Annotated in this window: 5 protein-coding genes; 4 read left to right on the top strand and 1 reads right to left on the bottom strand. The window is 66.8% G+C overall.

Translation table 11 applies throughout. From position 1 onward, the window contains the following. Nucleotides 1-89 precede the first annotated feature (89 nt). From AC1RNQ_RS14125 to AC1RNQ_RS14110, 4 genes are all read left to right on the top strand, one after another. The gene (locus AC1RNQ_RS14125) at nt 90-857 is read left to right on the top strand and encodes a 3'(2'),5'-bisphosphate nucleotidase CysQ (protein ID WP_493171896.1); all 768 of its coding nucleotides are present in this window, start codon (nt 90-92) and stop codon (nt 855-857) included. Then, complete coding sequence (locus AC1RNQ_RS14120) at nt 854-2032, top strand: sulfotransferase family protein (RefSeq protein WP_493171894.1); 1179 nt, start codon at nt 854-856, stop codon at nt 2030-2032. The genes AC1RNQ_RS14125 and AC1RNQ_RS14120 overlap by 4 nt, the downstream gene beginning before the upstream one ends. Continuing rightward, on the top strand, nt 2025-3209 hold the full coding sequence (locus tag AC1RNQ_RS14115) for a hypothetical protein (RefSeq protein WP_493171892.1): 1185 nt from the start codon (nt 2025-2027) through the stop codon (nt 3207-3209). Before AC1RNQ_RS14120 ends, AC1RNQ_RS14115 begins: the two co-directional genes overlap by 8 nt. 70 nt (nt 3210-3279) lie before the next feature. Further along, nucleotides 3280-5670, top strand: coding sequence for a TonB-dependent receptor (locus AC1RNQ_RS14110; RefSeq protein ID WP_493171890.1), 2391 nt, complete (start codon nt 3280-3282; stop codon nt 5668-5670). A 225-nt stretch (nt 5671-5895) separates the two neighbouring features. Here the strand turns inward: AC1RNQ_RS14110 and AC1RNQ_RS14105 are convergent, their stop codons facing one another. Continuing rightward, complete coding sequence (locus AC1RNQ_RS14105) at nt 5896-7503, bottom strand: GMC family oxidoreductase (RefSeq protein WP_493171888.1); 1608 nt, start codon at nt 7501-7503, stop codon at nt 5896-5898.

Below are 7503 nucleotides of genomic sequence, written 5' to 3'. Positions count from 1 at the left end.
GAAGCACCCGAAGACGCCGAAGTCCGCATCGATACCACCGCCATGACCCCCGAAGATGCCGCCGACCTCATCGTCGACAGGCTTATCGGATGAGCGCCGGACTCGACGACGCCGCGCTCGCCGCGCATCTCGCCGACCATGCCGGGCGCATCCTGCTGACCGTCCGCGACTCCGGCCTCTTCGCCGGCAAGGCGCTCGGCAAGGCGGGCGACCAGGTCGCGAACCAGTTCCTGATCCACGCGCTCCGCGAACAGCGTCCCGCCGACGGTCTCCTGTCGGAAGAAAGCAGGGACACGCCCGACCGGCTCGGCAAAAGCCGCGTGTGGATCATCGATCCGCTCGACGGCACGCGCGAATATGGCGAAGGGCGCAGCGACTGGGCGGTGCATGTCGCGCTCGCGATCGACGGCGAACCCCTCATCGGCGCGGTGGCCTTGCCCGGCCTCGACGGCGGCGTGGTGCTCGCCACCGACCGCGCCGGGCCGCTCCCCGACGCCGCCGCGCGCCCGCGCCTCGCGGTCAGCCGCACGCGCCCTGCCGCCGAAGCGCTCGCCGTCGCCGAACGCCTCGGCGCCGAGCTCGTGCCGATGGGCTCGGCGGGCGCCAAGGCGATGGCGGTCGTGCGCGGCGAGGTCGACATCTATCTCCACAGCGGCGGCCAATATGAATGGGACAGCGCCGCGCCCGCGGCGGTCGCGCTCGCGCACGGGCTGCACGCCTCGCGCATCGACGGCGCGCCGCTCGTCTACAACCAGCAAGACGTGGCGATGCCCGACCTGCTGATCTGCCGCAAGGAGATGGCCGACGGTCTGCTCGCGGCGTGCCGCGCATCATCGAACAGGGGAAGAGACGCATGACGGGTTTCGACACGGCGGACGGTGCGCGCGCGCGCGCCGCGGCGCGCGCGGAAAGCGGGATAGAACGCGAAGAGCCTACAGATTTCGTCGCCGCGCTCGACGCCTTTTATCATTTCGCGCGCCGGGGCACGGCGGACGAGGCCGGCTTCGCGCAGCTCGATACGATGGTCCAGCGCCTCCTCGTCAACCGCCTGCGCTTTGCCGACGACGTCGCACGCCACCCCGAAATCCTCGTCGAAAATGTCGCGGACCCGATCGTCGTCCTCGGCTTCCCGCGCAGCGGCACCACCGTGCTGCAGCGGATGATGTCGGCCGACCCCGCGATGCAGTCGCTCAAATTCTGGCGGCTGCTCAACCCCGCGCCCTTCCCCGGCGAGGCGCCGTATCAGCCCGGCGGGCGGCTCACCTATGCCGAGGCGGTCGCCGACGCGATCCGCATCGGCAACCCGGCGCTCCACGCGGCGCATCCGGCGGTCGCCGACGATGCCGACGAGGACTGGAACCTCCATCATCTCAGTTTCCAGCATGTCGGCCATATCTACACCGGCGTCCCCGACGCCGATTATCTGGGCTATCTGCGCGGCCTGCCGCGCCGCCGGAGCTACGCCTATGTCGCCGACCTGTTGCGCTACCTGCAATGGCAGGACGGCGGGCGCCGCGGGCGCAAATGGATCCTGAAGAGCCCGGTGCATGTCGGCCATCTCGAGGAGATGCTGGCCTTTCATCCCGGCGCGACCTTCGTCTATCCGCGCCGCGATTTCCGCACCGTCGTCGCCTCCTTCTGCAATGCATTGGAAGCCGCGCAGCAGCCGTTTCTGACGCGCTCGCCCGCCGCGATCGGGCGCATCGCGCTCGAATATTGGGTGCCCGAAATGCACCGTTTCCAGCAGGCGCGCGTCCGGCTGGGCGCGCGGCTCAAGATGATCGAGGTCGATTATCGCGATCTGCTCGCCGACCCGATCCCGCATATCCGGGGCTTTTACGGACAGGCGGGTGCCGCGCTGTCCGATGCCGGCGAAGCGGCGATCCGCGCGTGGATCGCCGACAATCCCGCGGGGAAGCACGGCATCAACCAATATTCGCTGGGTCGCTACGGACTGACCGAGGCGATGGTCGACGACGCCTTCGGCTTCCTCGATTCCACCAACAACAGGGAGACCACAGCCCATGCCTGACACCGCAAATGGTTACGCGCTATTCCTCGAAGCGGCGCGCGAGGTCGAGGCGATCGTCCGCGCGCACCCCGGCACGACCGACGCCGACCTGGCCGAGGGCTATCACTATCTTGCCGGCATGTGGATTTTCCACGTCGAGCGCGCGTTCAAAAGTTACGATCTCGACCGCCCCGCCTTTGTGCGCGACATGGACAATGTCCGCACCTGGGGCCTGCCGACCCCCGATCATCATTATTACAGCGCCCAGATCGACGGCGGCGGCGTGTATCGTGTGCTCGGGCACCGCGGCAACACGGTCGATTATTGTTTCGAGCTGGTGTCGGGCCTCGCGGGCGATGACGGGGTGGTCGGCGACCGCATCGGCGCGCTCGAATCGAGCCGGCTGCAGATCGAGGCCGACGGGCGTTTCGAGCTGTGGATCGGCGGTCCCGAACGCCCCGGCAACTGGATGAAGAGCGACGAGCGCGCGCGCTGCCTGTTCGTGCGCCAGACGGTGAACGACTGGCTGACCGAGCAGCCGACGCCGATGCTGATCGAGCGGATGGATCAGCCGGTGCACGCGCCGCGCCGCCCGGCGCTCGCCGACGTCCAGCAGCTCTACGCCGTCGCCGCGCGCAACATGGTCGACCAGGTGAAGTTCCTCGACGATTTTGCGCAAAACTGGTCGAAGGTGCTGCCAGTGAACGATTATCCGGCGCCGACCGTCGGCCCCGCCGATGCCGGCTATTTCCCCGGGCAGTTCAACACCAAGGGCCGCTGGGAGGTACTCGAGGGGCAGGCGCTGGTGATCACGATCGAGCCCTGCGACGCGAAATATCAGAGCCTCGCGCTCGCGCACCCGCTCTGGTTCAACAGCTTCATCCCGCGCTCGGTGCAGTCGAGCATCACCGGCGCGCAATCGCGCGTGTCGAGCGACGGGCGCTTTCGCTATGTGCTCGCGGGCGCCGATCCGGGCGTGTGGAACTGGCTCGACACGACCGGCGTCGAATCGGGCTTCATCTTCATGCGCTTCCAGCAACTGGCCTCGGGCATCCCGCCCGTGAAGCCGTTGACCAAGCTCGTGCCGCTCGCCGCGGTGAAGGACGAATTTCCCGCCGACGAGCGGCGCGTGACGCCCGACGAACGGCTCGCGACCGCGCGCCTCCGGCGCCTCGCCGCCGATCGCCGCTATTTTTGAAGGGCCGCCGGGTGCCCGACCCGGACCGTAGAATGTCGATTTATAACAGACAGATATGGGGAGAGAGAAGATGATTGTTTCGCACAAAATCTTGCTGGGTTCGACCGCGATGCTGCTGGCGATGGCCGCGGTGCCCGCCGCGGCACAGAGCGATCCGACCGCGCCTGCCGCCGAAGAGAATGACGGCGGCGACGGCGTCATCGTGGTGACCGCGCAGCGGCGCGAGGAAGCGCTGCAGGACGTCCCGATCGCGGTGTCGGCGTTCCAGGGGGAACAGTTGCAATCGACGGGGATCGACGGCCTCCGGCAATTGTCGCAGATGGCGCCGTCGCTCGTCGTTCCCGAGGGCGGCAGCCAGTCGGTGCCCTATATCCGCGGCGTCGGCGGCCGCAACATCACCCCGGGCAATGAATCGACCGCCGCGGTCTATGTCGACGGGGTCTATCAGACCGACAAGACCGGCATATTGCTCCAGACCTTTCCCGAGGTCGAATCGATCCAGGTCCTGCGCGGGCCGCAGGGCACGCTGTTCGGGCGCAACGCGACCTCGGGCGCGATTCTGATCTCGACGAAAAAGCCGAGCCAGGATTTCGGCGGCATGGTCGAGGGGACCTTCGGCACCGACGATCGCGGCGCGCGCGCCTATGTCACCACGGGCCTCGGCGAAAATCTGGCGTTCAGCGTCAGCGGCTTCTATCGCTACGAAACGCCCTATATCGTCAACCGCAATCCGTCGAACGGCATCGGCAAGCGCACCGGTGAGGAGGAAACCTATGGTTTCCGCGCCAATCTGCTGTTCGAAAGCGGCGATTTCTCGGCGCAGCTGCAGGGCAATTATATCGAGGGCTATACGACCCCGATCATGGCGATGCAGCCCGCGCCGGGGTCGCCCTTCTCGATCGGCGAGGCGGTGTCGGGGGTCGATATCCGCAATCCGAAGCGCGCCTATTATGGCGAGGTGCCGCCCGAGGTGCGCTACGACAGCTGGGGCGCCTCGCTCCATCTCGACTATGATCTGGGCGATGTCGCGATCAGCTCGACCAGCGCCTATACGCGCAGCGGCTCGGGGGTGCAGCTCGACCTAGACCTGTCGCCCGCCTCGGTCTTCTGGTTCGACACCGACCTCAACGGCCGCACCTGGCAGCAGGAATTGCTGGTGTCGTCAGAGGGCAGCGCGCCCTTCCAGTGGCTCGTTGGCGGCTTCTACATCAATTATCGCGACGGCTATTCGCAGCTCGACCAATATGTCGGGCTGCCGGTGCCCAATCCGCTCGAACCGCTCACCGTGCCGCGGCGGCTGCTCGAACTGTCGGCGCTCGGGCTCGGGCCGACGTCGGGGCTCGCCTATATCGATCTCAGCACTTTCGTGACGATCGAATCGGTCGGGCTGTTCGGCGAGGCGTCCTATGCGTTCGGGCAGGGGACGAAGATCACCGCGGGGCTGCGCTACACCGACGAGACCGCGACGCTCGACGAGGATAATGGCAAGGTCACCTATCTGCCCAATGGCACCGGCGGGGTCATCGCGATCCCGCAGACGATCGGCGACGTCTGCACCGCCGATCCTTTGTGCGACGGGCTCAGCACCGGCTTCTCCGAACTCACCTATCGTGTCGTGCTCGACCATGGATTCTCGGACGATCTGCTCGTCTATGCGAGCTACAATCGCGGCTTCAAGAGCGGGGTCTATAATATCTCGTCGCTGTCGGCGCGCGCGACCGAGCCCGAGACGATCGACGCCTTCGAGGTCGGGCTGAAATCGCAATTGTTCGACCGCAAGCTGACGCTCAACCTCGCGGGCTATTATTATAAATACGACAATCTGCAGGTGCCGGTGGTCGACCCCGCGACCAACACCCAGATTTCGATCAACGCCGCCAAGGCGACGATCTCGGGGCTGGAGGCCGAAATGTCGTTCCGGCCCGACGACCGGTTGACGCTGAACACCAGCTTCTCGACCTATTTCCAGTCGGAATATGACAGCTTCCCGAACTGCGAAATCTATCGTCCCGCGGGGGTCGGGCTGGCGCTCGCGACCAATGCCGACTGCTCGGGCGAGGATCTGCCGGTGACGCCGAACATCATGGCGAGCGTGTCGGCGAATTATAAACTCCCGCTCGGCCGCGACGGCGAACTCGAGCTCGCCGGGCTGCTCAGCTACACCGACGAATTCGACCATGCGACGCACGGCTTCTATCCGGCGGGGGTCGATGCGGGCGGGGTGCCCTATCCGGCGGGCGAGGGGCGGGCGCCGATCCAGCGGGCGCTGACGACGCTCAACCTGTCGGCGACCTTCCGGCCGCTGAAGGACAATCTCTACGTCACTGTCTGGGGCCGCGACCTGCTCAACCAGGGCGACCGCGTGTTCCGCAACATGCAGACGACGACATTCGGCTATTCGACGGCGCTCGGCCGCGGGATCACCGGGGGCGTCACGATCGGCTTCAAATTCGGTTCGTGACGGCGTGACGAGGCGGCGGGGCGGCGAAAAGGCGGTAAGGGCACCGCCGGCCGTCCCGCCGCCTTAGTCGTTGGGGCGATGGTGTTGGCCATGCCTCCCCTCCCTTTTAGGGAGGGGTTGGGGGTGGGTAACCGCCGGAGGCGGTGCTCTTCTTCTTGCTCGCTACGCTCGCTACCCACCCCTAGCCCCTCCCTAAAAGGGAGGGGGTATGGTGTTCGCTATCAATCACCCCTTAGGCGCATCGCGCAAAATGATGTCGGCGCCGCGCCATGCCATCGCCATCGTCGGGCCATTGGTGTTGCCCGACGGGATCGCGGGCATGATCGAGGTGTCGATGACACGCAGTCCTTCCACGCCGCGCACGCGCAGCGTGGGATCGACGACGGAGGCGTTGTCCTTGCCCATGCGGCAGCTGCCGACGGCATGATAGCCGCAGGTGCCGAAACGGTCATAGGCGTCGAGGATTTCGGCGTCGCTGGCGAAGGCAGGCCCGGGCAGCGTCTCCTCGGCGATCATGCCCGCCAGCGGTTCCTGCCGCGCATAGTCGCGCATCACGCGCACCGCGCCCGCCATCGCGGCGCGATCTTCTTCGGTGTCGCGGTAATTGGGCCTGAAGCTCGCTGCCGCGTCGGGATCGCGCGTCGCGATATGGATGCTGCCGCGCGAGGTCGGGCGCAGCGGATAGATCACCGCGTTGATCCCCGGATGTTTCTCGAGCGCGGTGCGCTGTTTCGCCATGTCGAAGCTGAAGGGCGCGATCAGCATCTGGACGTCGGGGCGGTTGAGTCCGGGGCGCGACTTGAACCAGCCGCCGATCTCATAGGCGGCCGCCGACATCGGGCCGTCGCCGGTGAGATAATATTTGAGGGTCGCGAGCAGCAGGCGCCAGCCGCCGAAGACGCGGTTCTGCGACAGCGCTGCTTTGGTCAGTTTCCACTGCATGATGATGCCGCGATGCTCGATCAGCCCTTCGCCGACCTGCGGACTATGGTGGATGAGCGGGATGCCGAGCGCCGCGAGGCGGCTCGCATCGCCGACGCCCGATCGTTCGAGGATCGCCGGGCTCGCCATCGCGCCGCCGCACAGGATGACTTCGTGCTTCGCGTCGATACGCTCGCGCTGACCATTGTGGACGACCTCGACACCGACCGCGCGCGTGCCGTCGAAGATCACGCGGTCGACTGTGCGGTCGGTCAGGACGGTGAGGTTGGGGCGCTTTTCGGCGGGGCGCAGGAAGGCCTGCGCGGCGCTCTGGCGCTTGCCCTTCCAGATGGTGCGCGGGGCATAGCCGATCGCGACCTGGTCGTCGGGGGCGTTGATGTCGGTCTTTTTCGCCCAGCCCATCGCTTCGCCCGCCGCGACCTGCGCGTCGCTGATCGGCAGGCGTTGCGTCGGCATCGAGATTTTCATCGGGCCCGCGTCGCCGCGCGTCTCGGCGGCGCCCAGCTCGTGGTTCTCGAAGGCGCGATAGGCCGCGCCGATATGCGTCCAGCTCCAGTCGTCGCTCGATTGTTCGGCGATCGCGTCGAAATCGGCGGGCTGGCCGCGGACATACATCATGCCGTTGACCGACGACGATCCGCCCAGCACGCGCCCGCGCACCCAGGCTTCGGACTGGCCCGCGGTCGACGCCTCGGGCTCGCTCATATGGACCCACAGATGCCTGGGATCCTGCATGACCTTGGCCAGGCCCTTGGGCATCGCAATGAAGGGATGGCGGTCGCGTGGCCCCGCCTCGATCAGCGCGACGCGGATCGCCGGATTCTCGGACAGGCGATAGGCGAGCACGCATCCCGCCGCCCCGGCGCCGCAGATAATATAGTCGAAGTTCAT

Source organism: Sphingopyxis sp. GW821-FHT12F08 (assembly GCF_058806755.1).
Note: the sequence above shows the minus strand (reverse complement) of the source record. Positions and strands in the feature narration are given on the sequence as shown.